Origin of the sequence: Streptomyces sp. NPDC046876 (assembly GCF_040645035.1) — a bacterium.
Classification (GTDB): domain Bacteria; phylum Actinomycetota; class Actinomycetes; order Streptomycetales; family Streptomycetaceae; genus Streptomyces.
In genome coordinates, this window is sequence record NZ_JBEYXK010000007.1 from 76,567 (window position 1) to 95,881 (window position 19,315).

Annotated in this window: 16 protein-coding genes and 3 tRNA genes; 10 read left to right on the plus strand and 9 right to left on the minus strand. The window is 73.8% G+C overall.

The window, feature by feature from the left end; all coding sequences use genetic code 11:
• Positions 1-43 precede the first annotated feature (43 nt).
• Positions 44-895 carry a LysE family transporter gene (locus tag ABZ924_RS06735; protein WP_361905120.1) on the plus strand — a complete coding sequence of 284 codons (852 nt, stop codon included), beginning with the start codon at positions 44-46 and terminating at the stop codon, positions 893-895.
• A 68-nt stretch (positions 896-963) separates the two neighbouring features.
• Positions 964-2,316 (plus strand): carboxyl transferase domain-containing protein, encoded by a 1,353-nt coding sequence (locus ABZ924_RS06740; RefSeq protein WP_361905123.1) that lies wholly within the window; start codon positions 964-966, stop codon positions 2,314-2,316.
• A gap of 45 nt (positions 2,317-2,361) precedes the next feature.
• Here ABZ924_RS06740 and ABZ924_RS06745 read toward each other — a convergent pair whose 3' ends face one another.
• Positions 2,362-3,210: an AraC family transcriptional regulator gene (locus ABZ924_RS06745; RefSeq protein WP_361905126.1), complete on the minus strand. Its 849-nt coding sequence runs from the start codon at positions 3,208-3,210 to the stop codon at positions 2,362-2,364.
• Between the two features lie 49 nt (positions 3,211-3,259).
• Between ABZ924_RS06745 and ABZ924_RS06750 the strand changes: the two genes are divergently transcribed.
• Positions 3,260-3,709 carry a cupin domain-containing protein gene (locus ABZ924_RS06750; RefSeq protein ID WP_361905129.1) on the plus strand — a complete coding sequence of 150 codons (450 nt, stop codon included), beginning with the start codon at positions 3,260-3,262 and terminating at the stop codon, positions 3,707-3,709.
• Positions 3,710-3,763: 54 nt separating this feature from the next.
• On the opposite strand, the gene ABZ924_RS06755 is transcribed toward ABZ924_RS06750, so the two are convergent.
• The gene (locus tag ABZ924_RS06755) at positions 3,764-5,068 is read right to left on the minus strand and encodes an MFS transporter (protein ID WP_361905132.1); all 1,305 of its coding nucleotides are present in this window, start codon (positions 5,066-5,068) and stop codon (positions 3,764-3,766) included.
• 172 nt (positions 5,069-5,240) lie between these two features.
• Here ABZ924_RS06755 and ABZ924_RS06760 point away from each other — a divergent pair, with 172 nt between their 5' ends.
• Positions 5,241-6,422 carry a glutamate--cysteine ligase gene (locus ABZ924_RS06760; protein WP_361905134.1) on the plus strand — a complete coding sequence of 394 codons (1,182 nt, stop codon included), beginning with the start codon at positions 5,241-5,243 and terminating at the stop codon, positions 6,420-6,422.
• Between the two features lie 68 nt (positions 6,423-6,490).
• Here ABZ924_RS06760 and ABZ924_RS06765 read toward each other — a convergent pair whose 3' ends face one another.
• The 4 genes from ABZ924_RS06765 to ABZ924_RS06780 all read right to left on the minus strand — a co-directional run bounded on the left by ABZ924_RS06765 (position 6,491) and on the right by ABZ924_RS06780 (position 7,191).
• The gene (locus ABZ924_RS06765) at positions 6,491-6,694 is read right to left on the minus strand and encodes a hypothetical protein (protein WP_361905137.1); all 204 of its coding nucleotides are present in this window, start codon (positions 6,692-6,694) and stop codon (positions 6,491-6,493) included.
• A gap of 87 nt (positions 6,695-6,781) precedes the next feature.
• Positions 6,782-6,855, minus strand: a tRNA-Ile gene (locus tag ABZ924_RS06770).
• A gap of 185 nt (positions 6,856-7,040) precedes the next feature.
• Positions 7,041-7,113: transfer RNA gene (locus ABZ924_RS06775), tRNA-Asn, on the minus strand.
• Between the two features lie 5 nt (positions 7,114-7,118).
• Positions 7,119-7,191, minus strand: a tRNA-Asn gene (locus tag ABZ924_RS06780).
• A 146-nt stretch (positions 7,192-7,337) separates the two neighbouring features.
• On the opposite strand from ABZ924_RS06780, the gene ABZ924_RS06785 reads away from it, so the two are divergent.
• The 4 genes from ABZ924_RS06785 to ABZ924_RS06800 all read left to right on the plus strand — a co-directional run bounded on the left by ABZ924_RS06785 (position 7,338) and on the right by ABZ924_RS06800 (position 12,993).
• On the plus strand, positions 7,338-7,640 hold the full coding sequence (locus ABZ924_RS06785; RefSeq protein ID WP_361905139.1) for a YtxH domain-containing protein: 303 nt from the start codon (positions 7,338-7,340) through the stop codon (positions 7,638-7,640).
• Between the two features lie 94 nt (positions 7,641-7,734).
• Complete coding sequence (locus ABZ924_RS06790; RefSeq protein ID WP_361905142.1) at positions 7,735-9,189, plus strand: FGGY family carbohydrate kinase; 1,455 nt, start codon at positions 7,735-7,737, stop codon at positions 9,187-9,189.
• Between the two features lie 151 nt (positions 9,190-9,340).
• On the plus strand, positions 9,341-11,074 hold the full coding sequence (locus ABZ924_RS06795; protein WP_361905145.1) for an ABC transporter ATP-binding protein: 1,734 nt from the start codon (positions 9,341-9,343) through the stop codon (positions 11,072-11,074).
• Positions 11,071-12,993, plus strand: a complete 1,923-nt coding sequence (locus ABZ924_RS06800) for an ABC transporter ATP-binding protein (protein ID WP_361905148.1) — start codon at positions 11,071-11,073, stop codon at positions 12,991-12,993. The genes ABZ924_RS06795 and ABZ924_RS06800 overlap by 4 nt, the downstream gene beginning before the upstream one ends.
• Positions 12,994-13,077: 84 nt before the next feature.
• On the opposite strand, the gene ABZ924_RS06805 is transcribed toward ABZ924_RS06800, so the two are convergent.
• Positions 13,078-14,229 (minus strand): RNA polymerase sigma factor, encoded by a 1,152-nt coding sequence (locus tag ABZ924_RS06805; RefSeq protein WP_361905393.1) that lies wholly within the window; start codon positions 14,227-14,229, stop codon positions 13,078-13,080.
• 174 nt (positions 14,230-14,403) lie between these two features.
• Here ABZ924_RS06805 and ABZ924_RS06810 point away from each other — a divergent pair, with 174 nt between their 5' ends.
• Positions 14,404-15,000 carry a hypothetical protein gene (locus tag ABZ924_RS06810; RefSeq protein ID WP_361905151.1) on the plus strand — a complete coding sequence of 199 codons (597 nt, stop codon included), beginning with the start codon at positions 14,404-14,406 and terminating at the stop codon, positions 14,998-15,000.
• The gene (locus ABZ924_RS06815; protein ID WP_361905154.1) at positions 14,997-15,962 is read left to right on the plus strand and encodes a nucleotidyl transferase AbiEii/AbiGii toxin family protein; all 966 of its coding nucleotides are present in this window, start codon (positions 14,997-14,999) and stop codon (positions 15,960-15,962) included. Before ABZ924_RS06810 ends, ABZ924_RS06815 begins: the two co-directional genes overlap by 4 nt.
• Before the next feature lie 10 nt (positions 15,963-15,972).
• On the opposite strand, the gene ABZ924_RS06820 is transcribed toward ABZ924_RS06815, so the two are convergent.
• Both ABZ924_RS06820 and ABZ924_RS06825 read right to left on the minus strand, forming a co-directional pair.
• Positions 15,973-18,051 (minus strand): molybdopterin oxidoreductase family protein, encoded by a 2,079-nt coding sequence (locus tag ABZ924_RS06820; RefSeq protein WP_361905157.1) that lies wholly within the window; start codon positions 18,049-18,051, stop codon positions 15,973-15,975.
• Between the two features lie 313 nt (positions 18,052-18,364).
• Positions 18,365-19,075 carry an ElyC/SanA/YdcF family protein gene (locus ABZ924_RS06825; RefSeq protein ID WP_361905396.1) on the minus strand — a complete coding sequence of 237 codons (711 nt, stop codon included), beginning with the start codon at positions 19,073-19,075 and terminating at the stop codon, positions 18,365-18,367.
• Between the last annotated feature and the right edge of the window lie 240 nt (positions 19,076-19,315).

Consider the following 19,315-nt stretch of genomic DNA (forward strand, 5'->3'; position numbering starts at 1 on the left):
ATCCGCCGCCGCGCCCGCCGCGGGGCACCGCACGCTGCCGTCCATGACGGAACTACTGACTCCCGCCTTGGCGGGCACGGTCGCGGGGCTGGGCGTGGCGATGCCGATGGGCGCGATGAGCGTGCTGCTGCTCCAGGAGGCGATGCGCGACCGCCGCACCGCCGTCGCCGCGGGGGCCGGGGTCGCGGTGGTCGACCTCGGCTACGCGGCCCTGGCCACGGCGGTGGGCCCCTGGATCGCCTCCCGCGTGAGCCCGGTCGAAGCCTGGATCCGCCTGATCGCAGCGGCGGCCCTCCTCGCGATCGCGGCCCGCGGCCTGTACGGAGCGACCCGCGCGACCGCCCCCGCCCCACCGGCTGGCCCCCCGGGCGACCCTTCGCCCGGGGCCGACGCCGGGGCCGGATCCCAGGCCCGGACCGGATCCGACGCCCGATCCGCGTCCGACGCCGGGACCGGATCCGGGGTCAGGGACGCGGCCGGGCCCGGGGCCGGGGCCGGATCCGGGGCTGAGACCGGATCCGGGGCCGGGCCCGGGGCCGCAGCCGCTGTCCTTCCGGCCGCAGTGGCCGGGATCCGGCCCGGCCGTACCCGACGCGCCGGCGGGGCGGGCAGGGCGTTCGGGCGGTACGTCGGGCTCACCGCCGTGAACCCCACCACCGCCCTCTACTTCGCCGCCCTCACCACCGCCCAGGCCGCCGCCCTCGACACCGCCGCGGCCGCCGGCGCCTTCGTCACGGGGGTCGCCGTCGCCTCGCTCCTGTGGCAGCAGGCCCTCGTCGCCCTCGGCGCCCTCGCCGGCCGCAGGATCCCGCCCGAGGTCCGGACGTGGACCTTCCGCCTCGGCTACGGGCTCGTCGCGGTCTATGCCGTGAAGATCGCCCTCCCCCTGCCCTAGACCCGGCACCGCCCCTATGACCTCCGACAAGATCCAAAACTGGCGGGTTCACCCCCTAGGGTGAGCCCGTGACGACGACCCGCCTCTCGGCCCGCGCGGCCATCGCCTCCGTGACCGACCCCGGCAGCTTCGCCGAACTGCCCGCGCCCCGCTGGGACTCGGCCCCCGACGGGCCCCTGGGCTGGACCGGCTACGACGCCTCCCGTGCCCGCGCCGCGGACCGGACCGGCGAGCAGGAGTCCGTGGTCATCGGCACCGCCCTGATCGGCGGCCGCCGGGCGGCCGTCATCTCCTTCGAGTTCGGCTTCCTCGGCGGCTCCCTCGGCGAACGCACCGGAGACCGGCTCGAAGCCGCGTACACCCACGCTCGCGAGCACCGCCTCCCCCTGGTCTCCCTGATCGCCACCGGCGGCTCCCGCATGCAGGAGGGCATGCTCGCACTGACCCAGCTCCAGCGCGTGGCCCGCCAGTGCGTCCTGACGCGGGCGGCCGGACTCCCCCAGATCGCCGTGCTCCGCGACCCCACCACCGGCGGCGGCTGGGCCACCCTCGGCGCCGGGGCGGACGTCGTGCTCGCGCTCCCGGGCGCGCAGGTCGGCTTCGCCGGGTCCCGGGTGCGGCCCGCGGACGCCGACCCGGCGGCGTACACCGCGGAGGGGCAGTTCGCCGCCGGGCACGTCGACGCCGTCGTGCCGCCCGCCGAGCTGCCGGGCGTCGTGGCCGACTGGCTGCGCGTGCTGGCCGCGCCCCGCTCCGCCGAGCCGGTCGATCCGCCGGCCGCGCTCGCCGACGCCGCGCCACCGGCCGGCGGCTGGGACGCCGTACGACAGGCCCGGCACCCCGCCCGGCCGCACGCCGAGGCCTACCTCGACGCGTACTTCTCGCTGCGGCTGCCGCTGTCCGGCGACCGGGCGGGCGGCACGGACCCCGGCATGCTGTGCGGCCTCGGGCTGCGCGAGGGCCGGGCCGTCGCGTACGCCGCCCAGTGCGGCACGGCGACCCGCCCGGCCGGATACCGCACGGCCGCCCGCGTGATCCGCCTCGCGGACCGCCTCGGGATCCCCGTCCTGACCCTGGTGGACACCCCCGGCGCGGCCAACGACGCCGCGGCCGAGCACGCGGGGGCGGGCGCGGCCATCGCCGACACGTTCGCCGCGGTCGCGGCGGCCGCGGTGCCGGTGACCACGCTCCTGATCGGCGAGGGCGGCTCCGGCGGGGCCCTGGCCTTGGCCGCGCCCGGCAACACCTGGGTCACGCCCGACAGCTACTTCTCCGTCATCGCCCCCGAGCTGGCCGCGGCCATCCTCAAGCGCCCCCCGTCCGAGGCCCCGGCCACGGCCGACCAACTCCGCATCCGTCCCCAGGACCTGGTCACCCTGGGCGTGGCCCGCGGCATCGTCACCCGCCGCCCCCGGGCGTAGACCCGGCGCACGTCCGGCAACCGGACTCCGTCCGGGGAGCCCCGCTCACGCGACGCCGGCGTGGCCGGGCCTGCCGGCGCGGGCGAAGGCGCCGGGGCCGGTGCCCACGTACCTCCGGAAGTGCCGGGTCAGGTGGGCCTGGTCGTAGAACCCGGCGGCGACGGCCGCCCCGGCCGGTCCCGCCCCGGCGAGCAGCAGCCGCCGGGCCAGCCCCACCCGCAGCCCCGTCAGGTACGCGTGCGGCGGCAGCCCGAAAGCACGGCGGAAGCTGCGGATCAGGTGCGTGGGGTGGACCCCGCCCAGCACGGCCGAGGCCTCGGCCAGCGTGATCCCCTCCACCACCCGGGCGTCGAGCAGTTCACGCAGCCGGACCGCGGTCCCGCGCCCCCGGGCCGGATCCGGCCCGGGGCCGGGCGGACGCCCCGCCAGCCGCTCCCGCAACCGCTCCCCCACGAACGCCAGCCGCGATTCCGCCTCGAACCGCTCGGCCGGCGCGTCCGGCCCGCCCAGCGCCAGGTGCAGCCCGTGCACCCGTTCCCGCAGCGCCCCGTCGAGCAGCAGCGGCGCATCCACGGCGGCCCCGGCCAGGCGCTCCGGCAGCAGCGTCGTGTCGAGGTAGAGCACGCGCTTGCGGAAGCCCGCCTCGGTGACGGTCCGGCCGTCGTGGACGACGCCGGGCGGCAGTAGAACCACCGCGTCCGAGACCCCGATCCCGTGCCGCTCGCGGTCCAGTGCGAAGTCGACGCGCCCGCCGTCGAGGACCATCAGCGCCCACGTGTCGTGGACATGGGCCGGGTAGGCGTGGTCGGTGAACCGGGCGTGGAACACCTCGGCGATGCCGGGAACATGCGGCTGCCAGGCGGAGACGGTGCTGCGCGGGCGTATCGCGGCCATGTCAGGAACGTACAAGACCGGCCCGCCCCGGCCCCGCCACTCTGCCCCCATGAAGACCACGAACGCACCGACCGCCGCACCAACCGACTCACCGGCGAACGCACCGCACCCGGCGCCGCAGCCGGTGGACATCGCCCGGATCCTGTCCGGGTTCGACGAGCCGTGGGCCCCGCGCCGCATCGCCCGCGTCAACGACTACGAGGTCAAGGCCGCCAAGCTCCGGGGCGCCTTCGTCTGGCACGCCCACGAGGACACCGACGAGCTGTTCCTCGTGGTCAGCGGCACGCTCACGATCCGCCTGCGCGACGGCGACGCCGACGGCGGCGCCGCCGACACCGAGGTCGTGCTCGGGCCGGGCCAGCTGTACGTCGTACCGCGCGGGGTGGAGCACTGCCCGGTCGCGGACGAGGAGGTGTCCATCCTGCTGTTCGAGCCGACCGGCACGGTCAACACCGGCACCGCGGGCGGCGACCGCACCCGCGAACCCGTGGACGCCTAGTGCTGCGACCGGAAAGGTTCACCGGGTCGCAGCACTAGCGGACGCCCGCCCCGGCTACGCCTGTGGCGAGCGGGCGTCGTAGCGGGCGAAGCCGGGCCAGCGCAGGGCGAGCAGGCCCAGCACCAGCACGCACGCGAGGCCACCGCCGGTGATCGCCACGGCCGGGGAGGCGAGGTCGGCGGCGGTCCCGGCGAGGAAGTCGCCGAGCCGGGGGCCGCCGGCGACCACCACGATGAAGACGCCCTGGAGGCGCCCGCGCATCTCGTCCGGGGTGGCGGACTGCATCATCGTGGAGCGGAAGACCATCGAGATGGTGTCCGACCAGCCGGCCAGCGCCAGGAAGAACAGCCCGAGCCACAGGTTCCGGGTCAGGCCGAACACGGCGATGGCCAGGCCCCAGGCTGCGACGGCCAGCAGGATGGCCAGCCCGTGCCGGCGGATCCGGCCCTGCCAGCCGGAGAAGAGGCCGCCCAGCAGCGCCCCGACCGCGGGGGCGGCGACGAGCAGGCCGACGGTGCGGGCGTCGCCGCCGTACCAGAGCACGGCGATGGCCGGGAACAGCGCCTTGGGCTGGGCCAGCACCATGGCGGCGAGGTCGGAGAAGAAGGTCATCCGGATGTTGGGCCGGGTCCCGAGGAAGCGCAGGCCGTCGAGGACGGAGGCCCGCCCCCGCTTGCCGCCCTCCCGGTCGGGCAGCATCGCCGGCAGCCGCCACATCGCGTAGAGCGAGGCGCAGAAGGTGACGGCGTCGATGAGGTACGCGGCCTGGTAGCCGGCCCAGCCGACGACCAGCCCGCCGAGCATGGGGCCGATCATCGTGCCGGAGGTCATCGTGACCGAGTTCAGGGCGTTGGCGGCGGGCAGCTGTTCGGCGGGCAGCAGCCGGGGGATCATGGCGGAGCGGGCGGGCCCGGCGAGGGCGCCGCACACGGCCTGGAGCGCGACGATCGTGTACAGCAGCCAGACCCGGTGGTATTCGAGCAGCGCGGCTGCGGCCAGCACCACCGACAGGGCGGCGAGGCCGGCCGAGCTGTACAGGCCGAGCCTGCGCCGGTCGACGGTGTCGGCGATGGCCCCGCCGTAGAGCCCGAAGACGACGAGCGGGACGAGGGTGAACAGTCCGACGAGTCCGACGGCGAAGCTGGAGCGGGTGATGGCGTAGACCTGGAGCGAGATCGCGAGCGCGGTCATCGCCTGGCCGATCCAGGAGATGGTTCCGCCGACCCACAGCCGCCGGTAGTGGGCCGAGCTGCGCAGCGGGGTGAGGTCGGCGAGTATGCGCGTCGGGCGCCGGGTCGGCGTGCTCGTTCCAGTCACAGCGGATGATAACCGGCGGCCCGGCTGCGGCCTGAGAGCCATTCACGCCGTTCACGCACCCGCAACAGTCGCCCCACCGGGACCCGGCGTACCGGAGCGGCCGGATCCTTGCCGTGAACGCGCCACTGGCCACCGACATTTGACTGAATCGGCGTGCGCTCCCCGCCCGCTGCTCGGCTCATGATGAAAAGACTCGTATGTCCAGGGAGGCGTAGTGATCGAACCTGGCAACAGCACCACGAGCACCGGCAACGCGGACAACGAAGTCCCCTCTGTCACCACCGTTCCCGTCCCCCGCACGGCTCCGCTGACGGTCGGGGTCGAGGAGGAGTTCCTCCTCGTCGACGCCCGCACCTTCCGGGTGGTCCCGGCCGCCCCGCTCGTCCTCGAGACCGCCGCAGGCCTGCCCGCCGAAGTGCATGCCGAGGGCACCCGCTACCAGGTGGAGATCTCCACCCCCGTCGCCGACTCGGCGCCGAAGCTGCGCGAGGAGCTGGCCGCCCTGCGGCGCACCCTGTCCCGGGCGGCCCGCGCGCACGGCTGCCGGCTGCTGGCCGCTCCCTCGCCGGTCGTGGCCGTGGAGCAGCCCCTGCACCTGACCGACGACGAGCCGCGCCAGCGGGAGCAGCACCGCCGCTTCGGCGCGCTCACCGACACGCTCGTCTCGTGCGGCCGCCACATCCACGTCGGCACCTTTGACGTGGACACGGCCGTAGCCGTGTCCAACAGGGTCAGACCATGGCTGCCGACCCTGATCGCCCTGGCCGCCAATTCGCCGTTCTGGGGCGGCCGGGACACGGGGCACGCCAGCTGGCGGTCGATGGCCTGGTCGGGCTGGCCTTCGGCGGGGCTGCCCCCGCACTTCACCTCCACCGCCCACTTCCGGCTCGCCGTGCAGACGCTGCTCCACTCGGGGGCCGCCCTGGACACCAAGATGGTCTACTGGGACCTCCGCCCGTCCGGACACTGGCCGACGCTCGAGATCCGGGCGCCCGACATGTCCCCGGACATCGACACGGCCATCCTCCAGGCCGAGCTGGTCCGCGCACTGGTGGCCACCGTCCTGCAGGACATCGCCGAGCACCGGGCGGAGCCCGCGGTACGGGACGACGTCCTGCGCCTGGCGCGCTGGCGGGCGGCCCACGACGGCCTGGAGGGCTTCGGCCTCGACCCGTACACCGGAGCGGAGCTCCCGGCGGCGGACCTCGCCGAGGCCCTGCTGGACCGGGTCGCCCCGCAACTGGCGGCCTCCGGCGAGCTGGACCACGCGGCGAAGACCATGGGCGGCCTGCTGCGCGACGGCTCGGGCGCCCACCGCCAGCGCAGGGCCTTCGCCCGCCGGCAGAACCTGACGGACGTCCTGCACCACCTGGCCGACGAAACGGAGAACTTCTAGACCGGGCTCAGACCGGCAGACCCCCCGGCGGACCCTTCCCACGCAGACCGCCGGGGCTCTGCCCGGCCTCACCACAGCACGTGCAGTCGCTCGGGAACCCGTTTGATGTTGCCCGTACGCCAGACCAGCTGGTCGGCGCCGAGGGCCGGCCGCAGGCCGGGCAGGCGTTCCAGCAGCGCGCCCAGGGCCTGCGCCGCATGGACGCGGGAGACCGCCGAGGCCGGGCGGTAGTGGCGGCCCGCCCCCGGCCCCACGCGACCGGCCTGTGACAACGGCCACAACCGTCCCACCCCGCACCCGAATTCCCCGGAAAACGCCGAAGCCGCAGGTGCGATCGTTTCTGCACCTGCGGCTTGCGGTGGGGCGGGTGGGACTCGAACCCACGGCCGACGGATTATGAGTCCGCTGCTCTAACCGGCTGAGCTACCGCCCCTTCTCGGCGTGGCGCGTACACCTGTGCGCGCCGTCTGCCGCAGCATAGCCGCTCATACGATCTCCTGCCTCGGGTGGGCCCGCATGATCGGCTGCGCCTGCTGAAGGAGACCGGTTTTCGGGCTGCCCGGTTCCAGGAGCAGGGCAAAAAAAGAAGAGGACCCGCTCGGGGTCCCCTTCCGTCCGCTCCCCCGACTGGACTCGAACCAGTAACCTGCCGGTTAACAGCCGGCTGCTCTGCCAATTGAGCTACAGGGGATCGCGCTCCCCCGACTGGACTCGAACCAGTAACCTGCCGGTTAACAGCCGGCTGCTCTGCCAATTGAGCTACAGGGGATTGCTGCGTTGCGCCGAACGACCCACCTCCGGCCTTGGCCAGGGGGCGAGCGCCCGTTGCGAGTCATAGATTAGCGCAAGCAGGGGGGTGCTCCGCCAATCGGTATTGATCGCAGGCCGGGCACCACACGACGAAGGGTGACAGGCATGCGGTACAAGGTCACGTTCGTGGTCGGACTGGCCCTCGGGTACGTGCTCGGCACGCGCGCCGGACGCGAGCGGTACGAGAAGCTGAAGAAGTCGGCGCGGGACCTCGCGCAGAACCCGGTGGTGCGGAACGCGGCCGAGACCGCCGGGCAGACCGGCCGGCAGGTCGCGGGCAAGGCGTTCACCGCGGTCGGCGACCGGGTCGGGCACGCGGTGCCCGCCTCGCTGGCCGGACGGGTGCGCGGGCTGCGCGACCGGGCCGGCTCCGGCGCCGACGACGACTGGGGCACGAGCAACACCTGACGGCCCTGGCCGGCCCCGGCCGGCCCTGGTTCCCACGGGATCCGCCGCCCCGCGGGCTGCGGGTCCCGGCCCGCCGTGCGGCAGAATTCTCCGCATGGGGATAGTCGCCGGGCTGGACAGCTCTTCCGCCTTCACTCGCATCGTCGTCTGCGACACCGACACGGGTGCCGTACTGCGCCAGGGCTACGCGCCCCATCCGCAGCCGGCGGGTGATCCCGAGAGCGTCCATCCCCACGAGACCGACCCGCAGGCCTGGCTGCTCTCGCTCGGCGAGGCCGCCGGCAACGGGCTCCTCGAAGGGGTCCAGGCCATAGGCGTCTCCGCGCAGCAGCACGGGCTGCTCCCCCTGGACGCGCAGGGGGCCCTGGTCCGCCCCGCCCTCGTCGGCAACGACAAGCGCGCCCAGGTCGCCGCCGCCGACCTCACCGAGGCGCTCGGCGGCCGGCAGGCCTGGGCCGAGGCCGTCGGGTCCGTCCCGCAGGCCGCGCAGCCGGTGGCCAAGCTCGCCTGGCTCGCCCGCAACGAGCCGGACGCGGCCCGGCGGACCGCGGTGCTCATGTCCCCGCACGACTGGCTGGTCTGGCAGCTGCTGGGCCGGCCCGCCCGGCGGACCACCGACCGCGGCGGCGCCTCCGGCACCGGGTACTGGTCCGCCGCCACCGGCGCCTACCGCCCCGACCTGGTCGAGCTGGCCCTCGGGCACATGGCGCTGCTGCCCGAGGTCCTCGCGCCGGCCGAGGCCGCCGGGATGACCCCGGAGGGGCTGCTGATCTCCGCCGGCACCGGCGAGACCATGGCCGCCGCGCTCGGCCTCGGCCTCGGCCCCGGCGACGCGGTGGTGTCGCTGGGCGCCTCCGGCTCGGTGATGGCCGTGCACCACGAGGCGCTGACGGAGCCGGGCGGCCTGATCACCTCCCTCGCCGACGCCGGCGGCATGCACCTGCCGGTGGTGAACACCTCCAACGCCGTACGCGCCCTGCGCGGCACCGCCGAGCTGCTCGGCACCGATCTGGAGGGGCTGTCCGACCTCGCGCTGAAGTCGACGCCGGGCGCGCACGGCCTCGTCCTCCTGCCGTACCTCGAGGGGGAGCGCACGCCGAACCTGCCGCACACCGCCGGAACGCTGACCGGGCTGCGCCGGGACTCCATGAAGCCGGAGCACCTGGCACGGGCCGCGTTCGAGGGCATGCTGTGCGGGCTGGCGGACGCGCTCGACGTGCTGCGCACGCGCGGGGTCGAGATCCGCCGGGTGTTCCTGCTGGGCGCGGCGGCCGAGCTGCCCGCCGTACAGGCCGCGGCCCCGGGGCTGTTCGGTACGCAGATCGTCGTGCCGGCGCCGGCGGACTACGCGGCGCTCGGCGCGGCACGGCAGGCGGCATGGGCCCTCGGGGTGCAGCAGGGGACGCTGGCCCCGCACACCCCGCCGGTGTGGCCGGGTCCGGCGGCGCAGCTCTTCGAGCCGGACGAGGAGTACCCGGCCTGGCAGGCGGTGCGCCAGCAGTACGTCGCCACGCGCGAGCAGATCCACCCGGGCGCATTCCAGGCGTAGGTCCCGTACGGGCGGGGCGGGCCGGGGTCCTGGGCGCCGTGCCCTGCGGTCTACTCCTTTTGACCGGGCTTTGCGAAAACCGGTGGGGATTGCACGCAGCGTTGGCCGAAGATGGGTCGAACCCCCTCGACCGTTCCCACGGAGCCTGCGCGTGCTCATACGACTTCTGCGGACCCATCTGGGTCCGTACCGCAAACCGATCGCCCTACTGGTCCTGCTGCAACTGCTGCAGACCAGTGCGAGCCTCTACCTGCCCACGCTGAACGCCGACATCATCGACAAGGGTGTCGTCAACGGCGACACCGGCTACATCCTGCGCTTCGGTGCGCTGATGCTCGGCGTCTCCGTCGTCCAGCTGGCCTGCAACATCGGCGCCGTCTACTACGGCGCCCGCACCTCGGCGGCCCTCGGCCGCGACGTCCGCGCCGCCGTCTTCGACCGCGTGCAGAGCTTCTCCGCGCGGGAGCTCGGCCAGTTCGGCGCGCCGTCGCTCATCACCCGTACGACCAATGACGTACAGCAGATCCAGATGCTGGTGCTGATGACCTTCACCCTGATGGTCTCGGCACCGATCATGTGCATCGGCGGCATCGCCATGGCGCTCTCGCTCGACGTGAAGCTGTCGGGCGTGCTGCTGGCCGTCGTGCCCGTCCTCGGCCTGTCGGTCGGCGCGATCGTGTGGCGCACGCGGCCGCTGTTCCGTCAGATGCAGCAGCGCCTGGACGTGGTGAACCGGGTGCTGCGCGAGCAGATCACCGGCAACCGCGTGATCCGCGCGTTCGTCCGGGACGCGTACGAGAAGGAGCGCTTCCGCGGCGCGAACACCGACCTGACGGACGTCTCCCTCGCCTCCGGCCGGCTGCTCGCGCTGATGTTCCCCACCGTCATCGTGGTCGTGAACATCTCCAGCGTCGCCGTCATCTGGTTCGGCGCGATGCGCATCGACGGCAACGGCATGGAGATCGGCCAGCTGACGGCCTTCCTCGCCTACCTGATGCAGATCGTGATGGCCGTGATGATGGCCACCTTCATGTTCATGATGGTGCCGCGCGCCGAGGTCTGCGCCGAGCGCGTCCAGGAGGTCCTGGACACCGAGTCCAGCGTGGTCCCGCCGGCCGAGCCGATCCGCGAGCTCTCCCTCACCGGCGTGCTCGAACTGCGCGGCGCCGACTTCCACTACCCGGGCGCCGAGGCCCCCGTCCTGCGCGGGGTCGACCTCGTGGCCCGGCCCGGCGAGACCACCGCGGTCATCGGCTCGACCGGCAGCGGCAAGTCGACGCTGCTGGGCCTGGTCGCCCGGCTGTTCGACGCGACCGGCGGCCACGTGCTCGTCGACGGCGAGGACGTCCGCTGGCTCGACCCCGAGCTGCTGGCCACGACGGTCGGCCTGGTGCCGCAAAAGCCGTACCTCTTCTCCGGGACCGTCGCCTCCAACCTGCGCTACGGGCAGCCCGACGCCACGGACGAGGAGCTGTGGCACGCACTGGAGGTGGCGCAGGCGGCGGAGTTCGTCTCCGCGCTCGAAGGCGGCCTCGACGCGCCGATCACCCAGGGCGGAACCAATGTCTCCGGCGGCCAGCGCCAGCGCCTGGCCATCGCCCGCACGCTCGTGCAGCGCCCGGAGATCTACCTGTTCGACGACTCCTTCTCGGCCCTGGACTACGCGACGGACGCGGCACTGCGCGCGGCGCTGTCCCGCGAGACCGAGGACGCGACGGTGGTCATCGTCGCCCAGCGCGTCGCCACGATCCGCGACGCCGACCGGATCATCGTGCTCGACGAGGGCCGGGTCGTGGGCGAGGGGCGCCACCACGAGCTGATGGCGGACAACGAGACCTACCGGGAGATCGTGCTCTCCCAGCTGACGGAGGCGGAGGCCGCATGAGCGGGCCCGGAGGACGGATGATGATGGGGCCGGCCCAGCGGTCCCTGGACTTCAAGGGCTCGGGCAAGCGGCTGCTGCGGCAGATCGCACACGACCGGGCCAAACTGTGGGGCATGGTCGCCGCCGTCTTCGGCAGCGTCACCTGCACCGTGATCGGACCGAAGATCCTCGGGCACGCCACCGACCTGGTCTTCGCGGGGATCGTCGGCCGGCAGATGCCGGAGGGGATCACCAAGCAGCAGGCCCTGGAGGGCTTGCGCGCCAAGGGCCAGGACGGCATGGCGGACATGCTGGCGGGCACCGACTTCACCCCCGGCCGGGGCATCGACTTCGGTGCGGTCGGGGTCGTGGCGCTGTGGGCGCTGGTGGTCTTCACCCTGGCGGGCCTGCTGATGCTGGTCGGCACGCGGCTGTCGAACCACATCATGAACGGCACCGTGTTCCGGATGCGCGAGGAGCTCCAGGACAAGCTGGCGCGGCTGCCGCTGTCGTACTTCGACCGGCAGAAGCGCGGCGAGGTGCTCAGCCGGGCCACGAACGACATCGACAACATCGGGCAGACGCTCCAGCAGACGATGGGCCAGCTGCTCAACTCGCTGCTGACGATCGTCGGCGTGCTCGCCATGATGTTCTGGATCTCGCCGCTGCTGGCGCTGGTCGCACTGGTGACGATCCCGGTGTCGGTGGTCGTCGCGGCGAAGATCGGCAAGAAGTCCCAGCCGCAGTTCGTGGCGCAGTGGAAGTCCACGGGTGCGCTGAACGCGCACGTCGAGGAGATGTACTCGGGCCACACGCTGGTGAAGGTCTTCGGCCGGCAGAAGGAGTCCGCGGCGGTCTTCGCCGAGCAGAACGAGGCGCTGTTCCGGGCCTCGTTCAAGGCGCAGCTGGTCAGCGGCATCATGCAGCCGGTGATGTTCTTCGTCTCGAACATCAACTACGTGCTGGTGGCGGTCGTCGGCGGTCTGCGGGTGGCCTCGGGCAGCCTGTCGATCGGTGACGTACAGGCCTTCATCCAGTACTCGCGCCAGTTCTCGATGCCGCTGACGCAGGTGGCGTCGATGGCGAACCTGGTGCAGTCCGGCGTGGCCTCTGCGGAGCGGGTGTACGAGCTGCTCGACGCGCAGGAGCAGGAGCCGGACAGCGAGGTCCCCGAGCGCCCGGAGACGGTCCGCGGACAGGTCACGCTCGACAAGGTGGCGTTCCGCTACGAGCCGGACAAGCCGCTGATCGAGGACCTGTCGCTGACCGTGGAGCCCGGCCAGACGGTCGCGATCGTCGGCCCGACCGGCGCCGGCAAGACCACGCTGGTGAACCTGCTGATGCGGTTCTACGAGGTCACCGGCGGCCGGATCGCCCTCGACGGGGTGGACATCGCGAAGATGACCCGCGAGGAACTGCGCGGCGGGATCGGCATGGTGCTGCAGGACACCTGGCTGTTCGGCGGCACGATCGCGGAGAACATCGCCTACGGCGCCTCGCGCGAGGTCACGCGCGCCGAGATCGAGGAGGCGGCGCGGGCGGCCCACGCGGACCGGTTCATCCGCACCCTGCCGGACGGCTACGACACGGTGCTCGACGACGAGGGCGCGGGCGTCAGCGCCGGTGAGAAGCAGCTGATCACCATCGCGCGGGCGTTCCTGTCGGACCCGGTGATCCTGGTGCTCGACGAGGCCACCAGCTCGGTCGACACCCGTACCGAGGTGCTGATCCAGAAGGCGATGGCGCGGCTCGCGCACGGCCGCACGTCGTTCGTCATCGCGCACCGGCTCTCCACCATCCGCGACGCGGACGTGATCCTGGTGATGGAGAACGGCTCGATCGTCGAGCAGGGCACGCACGAGGAGCTGCTGATCGCGCAGGGCGCGTACGCGCGCCTGTACGAGGCGCAGTTCGCCCAGGCGGTCGCCGAGGTGGACTAGCCCCCGGACGGGGGCCGCGTGAGTGCGGGGGCGGAGTCCGGCCGGTGCCGGGCCCGCCCCCGCCGTGCGTCTGCGGTCACGGCACTAGTCGAGGTAGCCGCGCAGTTGGTCGGCGAAGGCGTGGTCGCGCAGCTTGCCGAGGGTCTTGGACTCGATCTGGCGGATGCGCTCGCGCGTCACGCCGAAGATGCGCCCTATCTCCTCGAGGGTGCGGGGCCTGCCGTCGGCCAGGCCGTAGCGCAGCTGGACCACCTTGCGCTCGCGCTCGCCGAGGGTCGACAGCACGGCCTCCAGGTGCTCGCGCAGCAGGAAGAACGCGGCGGACTCCATCGGGGATGCGGCGTCGCCGTCCTCGATCAGGTCGCCGAGGGCGACGTCGTCCTCCTCGCCGACGGGCGCGTGCAGCGAGACCGGCTCCTGAGCCAGGCGCAGCACCTCCAGCACCCGCTCGGGCGTCAGTTCCAGGTGGACGGCGACCTCTTCGGCGGTGGGCTCGTACCCGCGCTCCTGGAGCATGCGGCGCTGCACGCGCACCACGCGGTTGATGAGCTCCACGACGTGCACGGGCACGCGGATGGTGCGGGCCTGGTCGGCGAGGGCCCGCGACATCGCCTGGCGGATCCACCAGGTGGCGTAGGTGGAGAACTTGTAGCCGCGGGCGTAGTCGAACTTCTCGACGGCCCGGATGAGGCCGAGGTTGCCCTCCTGTACGAGGTCGAGCATGGTGAGCCCGCGGCCCACGTAGCGCTTGGCGACGGAGACGACGAGCCGCAGGTTCGACTCGATGAGCCGCCGCTTGGCCATCCGGCCCATGACGACGAGCCGGTCGAGGTCGAGGGCGAGCCGCAGGTCGAGGTCGGGGGTGTTGGCGAGCTTCTCCTCGGCGAAGAGCCCGGCCTCGACGCGGCGCGCGAGCTCGACCTCCTCGGCCGCGGTCAGCAGCGGGATCCTGCCGATCTCGCGCAGGTACTGGCGGAACAGGTCGGCGGACGGGCCCCCGGCGGCGCCGCTCTCGCCGCGTCCGCGCTGCTCCGGGGCCTGCTCGATCAGTTCCAGCACCTCGGGCTCGTCGTGCTCGTCGTGCTCGTCGTCCACGGCGTCGGGCGCTGCATCCGCTTCGCCCGGTGTCCCGGCCGCGGGCTCGACCCCCGGCCCGGTCTCGGGCTCTTCGCCCTCGACGGCCTGGGTGTCGTGCGCGGGCGGGCTCACGTTGACGGGCAGGATCCGGGTCTGCACGGGGGCGACCTCCAGGGCTCCGAGGACGGTGGCACCGCAATTCAGTGTGGGGTACGACACATCGCCGCCACGAGGGGCGTGCGAGCACTTTCTGGGACCGGTGCGTGACCGGATGGTTACCCGCCGCGGAGAACCCCGATGCGGATCGGACGCATGTCCGAGAAGATCGATTCCATGTCCGAGTACGAAACCCACATCACCGTGCGCTGCCCGGACCCGGCGGAGCTGGTCCGGCTGGAGGCCTGGGCCGGGGCCCGCGGGCTGAAGATGACCCACATCGTGCTGGCCCGGGGCCGGATGGTCTCGCAGCCGATGCTGACCCTGCGGGACCGCGGCGGCCACGAGGAGCTGGTGCCGCGGCTGCGGGCGGACGGCTTCGACCCGGTCCGGGTCAAGGTGGAGACGGTGCCGTGGACCGCGGACCGGCCGGGGCCGGGCGGCGGCTACTTCGAGCACCACCTGAAGCTGCTGCTCCCGGCCGGCCACGACCGGGCCCGCCTGGAGGCCCTGGTGGCCCCGCACGGGGCGCACCTGTCGTGGAACGCCCGCCGCGTACGGGCCGACGGCCGCCAGGAGCGCTTCGTCACCCAGCGGTGGCGGGGGCCCGCGGGCGCAGAGGGCGCGGCCGGAGCGGGTCGCGCCTGCGACGCGCTGGTCGCGGAACTCACGGCCGCCGGCCACGACATCGACGCGCAGGAGCGGGAGTTCGTGCTGTACGACAGCGACCTGTCGGTGGACGAGGGCTGGATCGAGGAGGGGAAGACCGCATGAGCGGCGGGGAGTGGAAGCCGTCGATTCCGGACGGGCCGTGGGGGAACGAGTCGCTGGGTGACCGCCTCCACCGGAAGATGGAGCTGCCGTACACGCTGACCGCCGGAGTCGGCGACGACGCCGCCCGGCACCGGGTGTTCGACCCGGCGCTGAAGCAGTTCGACGACGCGTACCGGCCGCTGGATCCGAGCATCGAGGACCCGGTGGTCCGCGAGGCCTGGCTGCGGGCCCGGCGCACCGCGATGGAAGTCGCCCTGCGTGCCGTGCACGACGCCGGATGGGCGCCCTCGCTGGTGCTGCGCGGCAGCATGCTCATGGCGCAGTGGTTCGGACCCGCGGCGCGGGAGCCGCACGACCTGGACTTCGTCGTCGTCCCGGCGGACTGGCGGATCGAGGAGGACCGCACCGGGCGGATGCTCGACGAGATCGCCGCGGCCGCCGAACGGCTCGCCGGGGGCTTGGACATGCCGGCCGGCGAGGCGGCGTCCGAGTACATCTGGACGTACGAGCGCGTGCCCGGCCGGCGGCTGGTGCTGCCCTGGTACGCGCCGGGACTGCCGGGCGGGCAGGTCCAGTTGGACTTCGTCTTCAACGAGCCGCTGCCGGCGGACCCCGAGCCGGTGGAGGTGGCCGGGGTCCCGCTGCTCGGCGCCACGCGCGAACTCTCCCTCGCGTGGAAGCTGATGTGGCTGGCCGGGGACCTCTACCCGCAGGGCAAGGACCTGTACGACGCGGTGCTGCTGGCGGAGGGCTGCACGCTGTCGCGCGAGCTGCTGGAGGAGGTGTTCCGGCTGTCCGGCGAGTTCGAGGTCGCGGGCATGGTGCCGCTCTCGCCCGCAACGTTCGACGGGTTCGCCGACACCGACTGGAGCGGCTTCCGGGCCGAGTACCCCTCGCTCGGCATCGACGAGCCGGGTCTCGTACGACGCCTGCTGGCCGCGGTGGAGCGGGTGTTCGCCTAGCGGGTGTTCGCTAGGGCACCGGTTCGACGCGGACCGCGCAGACCTTGAACTCCGGCATCCGGGAGACCGGGTCCAGGGCCGGGTTGGTCAGGGTGTTGGCGCGGCCCTCGCCCGGCCAGTGGAACGGCATGAACACCGTGTCCGCACGGATCGCGTCGGTGATGCGGGCCGGGGCGACGGCGCGGCCGCGGCGGGAGACGACCGCGAGCGGGGTGCCCTCGACGGCGCCCAGGCGGGCGGCCAGGCGGGGGTGGAGCTCCACGAACGGGCCGGGGGCCGCCGCGTTCAGCTCGTCCACCCGGCGGGTCTGGGCGCCGGACTGGTACTGGGCGACCACCCGGCCGGTGGTGAGCAGGATCGGGTACTCGGCGTCGGGGACTTCGGCCGCGTCCCGGTGGGAGACGGGTGCGAAGCGGGCCCGGCCGTCCTCGGTGGCGAACCGGTCCAGGAAGAGCCGGGGCTGCCCCGGGGAACCCTCGGGGCAGGGCCAGAAGACGCCCTGCTCGGTCTCGATGCGGGCGTAGGAGATGCCGGAGTAGTCGGCCGGGCCGCCGGCGGAGGCCCGGCGGAGTTCCTCGAAGACCTCCTCGGGGGCGGTCGGGAAGCCCTTCTCGATGCCGAGGCGGGCGGCGAGCCCGTGCAGGACCTCCAGGTCGCTGCGGACGCCCGGCGGCGGGCTCAGGGCGCGGCGGCGCAGCAGGACCCGGCCCTCCAGGTTGGTCGTGGTGCCGGTCTCCTCCGCCCACTGGGTGACGGGCAGGACCACGTCCGCGAGGGCCGCGGTCTCGGAGAGGACCACGTCGGCCACGGCCAGGAAGTCCAGGGAGCGGATGCGGTCCTCGACGTGGGCGGCCCGGGGGGCCGAGACCACCGGGTTGGAGCCCATGAGGAGCAGCGCCTTCACGTCCGTGCCGAGGGCGTCGAGGAGTTCGTACGCGCTGCGGCCCGGGCCGGGCAGGCTGTCGGGGTCGACGCCCCAGACCTCCGCGACGTGGGCGCGGGCGGCCGGGTCGGCGAGCTTGCGGTAGCCGGGGAGCTGGTCGGCCTTCTGGCCGTGCTCGCGGCCGCCCTGCCCGTTGCCCTGGCCGGTGAGGCAGCCGTAGCCGGAGAGCGGCCGGCCGGCCCGGCCGGTGGCCAGGCACAGGTTGATCCACGCACCGACGGTGTCGGTGCCCTTGGACTGCTGCTCGGGCCCGCGGGCGGTGAGCACCATGGCCGAGGACGGGGCGCAGAACAGGGAGACCGCCTCGCGGAGCTTCGGCACGGGGACGCCGGTGATCCGCTCGACCAGCTCCGGCCAGTGCGCCATGGCCGCCGCGCGGGCCTCCTCCCAGCCGGTGGTGCGCTCCGCGATGAACGCCTCGTCGGTGCGGCCCTCGGCGACGACCAGGTGCAGCAGGCCGAGGGCGAGCGCGAGGTCGGTGCCCGGGCGGGGGGCCAGGTGCAGGTCGGCGTGCTCGGCGGTGCGGGTGCGGCGCGGGTCGACGACGATCAGGGTGCCGCCGTTCGCCTTGAGCTCGGTGAAGTAGCGCAGGGCGGGCGGCATGGTCTCGGCCGGGTTCGAGCCGACGAGGATCACGCAGCCGGTGCGCGGGATGTCCTCCAGCGGGAAGGGCAGTCCGCGGTCGAGTCCGAAGGCCCGCTGGTGGGCGGCGGCGGCCGAGGACATGCAGAAGCGGCCGTTGTAGTCGATCTGGGAGGTGCGCAGCGCGACGCGGGCGAACTTGCCGAGCGCGTACGCCTTCTCGTTGGTGAGGCCGCCGCCGCCGAAGACGCCGACCGCGTCGGGGCCGTGGGCGTGGCGGGTGCGGGCGAGGCCCTCGGCGACGGCGTCGAGGGCCTCCTCCCAGGTGGCCGGCTCCAGCCGCCCGGCATGGGTGCGGATCAGCGGCTCGGTCAGGCGCACCCGGGAGGAGAGCACGGCGGGCGCGGTGCGGCCCTTGCCGCAGAGGGCGCCCCGGTTCACGGGGAAGTCGGCCCGCTCCTCCACCGCCACGCCCGTGCCGTTCGGCGTGGGGCGGAGGTTCATGCCGCACTGGAGGGCGCAGTACGGGCAGTGGGTGGCGGTGGCGGTGTCCGGGGTGTGCATACCGGCCAGCGTGCGGGGGCGGTGTTACGCGGGCCGCCGCCTCCGGTTACACCTCCCGTACGACCCCCTCAGCGCCTCCCGGACCCCCCGGTGAGGACCGCCCCTGTCCGGCCCGGCCGACCCGCCTCGCCGCCTGCCGCCGAAGGAGCAACCCGGCTCCGCCGGGCACCGGGCTCCGCCCGGACCCGCGCCTCAAACGCCGGCGAGGCTGGATATGCCCGACCCTCGGCTTCGACAACGACGGCGAGGTCGAAATGGCGGCACCGCCCGGCGGGTCGGCGGGCCACCTGGCTGCCGGGCCACCGGCGGCGGGTCAGGTTCGCGGGGTGGCCAGGGCGCGGGAGACGCCCGGCTCCTTCGGGCCCAGGAACTGCGGGCCCGGCTTGAAGGTCGCGTCCAGGGCCGCCTTGCCGGCCGCGAACACCTCGCGGGTGCCGCCGTAGTACCAGGTCGCGTCGTGCTCGTCGTCCACCCCGACGCCGTAGGAGTCCACGCCGGCCGCCCCGCACAGTGCAACGGCCCGGCGTATGTGGAAGCCCTGGCTGATCAGCACCGCCCGCTCCACCCCGAAGATCTTCCGGGCCCGCACGCACGAGTCCCACGTGTCGAACCCGGCGAAGTCGCTGACGATCCGCTCCCCCGGCACGCCGTGCCGGGTCAGGTACGTGCGCATCGCGTCGGGCTCGTCGTACTCGGTGCGGCTGTTGTCCCCGGTGACGAGGACGACCTTGACCTTCCCGGTGCGGTACAGCTCGGCCGCCGCGTCGAGCCGGCGCGCCAGGTACGGGGTCGGCCGCCCGTTCAGCAGCCCGGCCCCGAACACCACCGCCACCTCGGCGGGCGGCGCGTCGGCCGTGGTGCGCAGCCGGTCCGCGGCCACCGCGTGCGTCCACGCCGACGGGAGCAGCGCGAGGACGCAGCCCGCCATCACGGCCTGGACGGCCCGCCGCCGGCCGCGCACGGTGCGCGGCAGCCGGGGCCGCAGTGCCACCGCCGCCCGCCGCACCCGCTCGCGCACCCGCATGCCCTTCGCCTCCACGACCGTCACCCTCCCCCGCCGCCCGCGCCTGCGCACCGCGCACCGCGCCCCGCGCCCCGTACACATCCTTCGCACACTTGGACGGTCAAGTCCGGGGTCCCAGTTCCCCCGACCGGCTCTTTCACTCGGCCGGATGACCGAGTGAGCACCCGGAAAACACCCGTCACCCCGGCGCAACGCCCACGCAACCTGCGGCCCGCAGGATCGATCCATGACGGAGCCGGT

Excerpts from the sequence above, each read along its gene's own strand:
- ABZ924_RS06735 (WP_361905120.1), top strand. The coding sequence starts at position 44 with ATGACGGAACTACTGACTCCCGCCTTGGCGGGCACGGTCGCGGGGCTG.
- ABZ924_RS06745 (WP_361905126.1), bottom strand. The coding sequence starts at position 3,210 with ATGGCCGCGATACGCCCGCGCAGCACCGTCTCCGCCTGGCAGCCGCAT.
- ABZ924_RS06750 (WP_361905129.1), top strand. The coding sequence starts at position 3,260 with ATGAAGACCACGAACGCACCGACCGCCGCACCAACCGACTCACCGGCG.
- ABZ924_RS06755 (WP_361905132.1), bottom strand. The coding sequence starts at position 5,068 with ATGGCTCTCAGGCCGCAGCCGGGCCGCCGGTTATCATCCGCTGTGACT.
- ABZ924_RS06785 (WP_361905139.1), top strand. The coding sequence starts at position 7,338 with ATGCGGTACAAGGTCACGTTCGTGGTCGGACTGGCCCTCGGGTACGTG.
- ABZ924_RS06790 (WP_361905142.1), top strand. The coding sequence starts at position 7,735 with ATGGGGATAGTCGCCGGGCTGGACAGCTCTTCCGCCTTCACTCGCATC.
- ABZ924_RS06800 (WP_361905148.1), top strand. The coding sequence starts at position 11,071 with ATGAGCGGGCCCGGAGGACGGATGATGATGGGGCCGGCCCAGCGGTCC.
- ABZ924_RS06810 (WP_361905151.1), top strand. The coding sequence starts at position 14,404 with ATGTCCGAGTACGAAACCCACATCACCGTGCGCTGCCCGGACCCGGCG.
- ABZ924_RS06815 (WP_361905154.1), top strand. The coding sequence starts at position 14,997 with ATGAGCGGCGGGGAGTGGAAGCCGTCGATTCCGGACGGGCCGTGGGGG.
- ABZ924_RS06820 (WP_361905157.1), bottom strand. The coding sequence starts at position 18,051 with ATGCACACCCCGGACACCGCCACCGCCACCCACTGCCCGTACTGCGCC.
- ABZ924_RS06825 (WP_361905396.1), bottom strand. The coding sequence starts at position 19,075 with ATGCGGGTGCGCGAGCGGGTGCGGCGGGCGGCGGTGGCACTGCGGCCC.